The sequence below is a fragment of the Psychrobacter sp. T6-1 genome (assembly GCF_052258445.1).
This window is the reverse complement of the sequence record NZ_JBQQFC010000751.1, coordinates 1-620: the sequence shown is the minus strand read 5'-3', so window position 1 is coordinate 620 and position 620 is coordinate 1. Positions and strand designations below refer to the sequence as shown.

Here is a 620-nt window from a genome sequence, read left to right as displayed (position 1 = left end):
TGGGCTAGTCCTACGCCAATATTACGCAGGACCGTTGAGTCTGATAAATCGCGCTGCATACGTGAAATTGGTAGCTTCTCACCCAAATGTGCCAGCATCGCATTAGCAACGCCCAAGTTACCTTCAGAGTTTTCAAAATCAATTGGATTGACTTTGTGCGGCATCGTTGAGGAGCCCACTTCACCATCTTTTAGGCGCTGCTTGAAATAGCCTAAGCTAATGTATTGCCAAATATCACGGTTAAAATCGATCAAGATGGTATTGAAGCGTCTAACCACATCAAACAATTCAGCGATGTAATCGTGGGGTTCGATTTGCGTAGTATAAGGGTTAAAGGTCAGATGTAGGCGCTCATTAATAAACTGCTCAGCGTGCGTTTGCCAATCAACATCAGGATAAGCTGAAAAGTGGGCGTTGTAGTTACCGACTGCACCATTAATTTTGCCCAACAGTTCAACTTGCCCCATTTGTTTGATCTGACGCGCTAAGCGATAAGCCACGTTTGCCATCTCTTTGCCAAGCGTGGTTGGACTGGCCGTTTGACCATGGGTACGTGACAACATGGGTTGATCAGCATGAGTAATCGCCAAATCAACGATACTATCGGTGACTTGCTGCAT

General features: G+C 45.6%; 1 protein-coding gene. It reads right to left on the bottom strand.

The features are described from left to right. Positions 1–620: lyase family protein (locus tag ACTXGO_RS15795; protein ID WP_443575187.1), on the bottom strand; the 620-nt coding region annotated here is incomplete at both ends.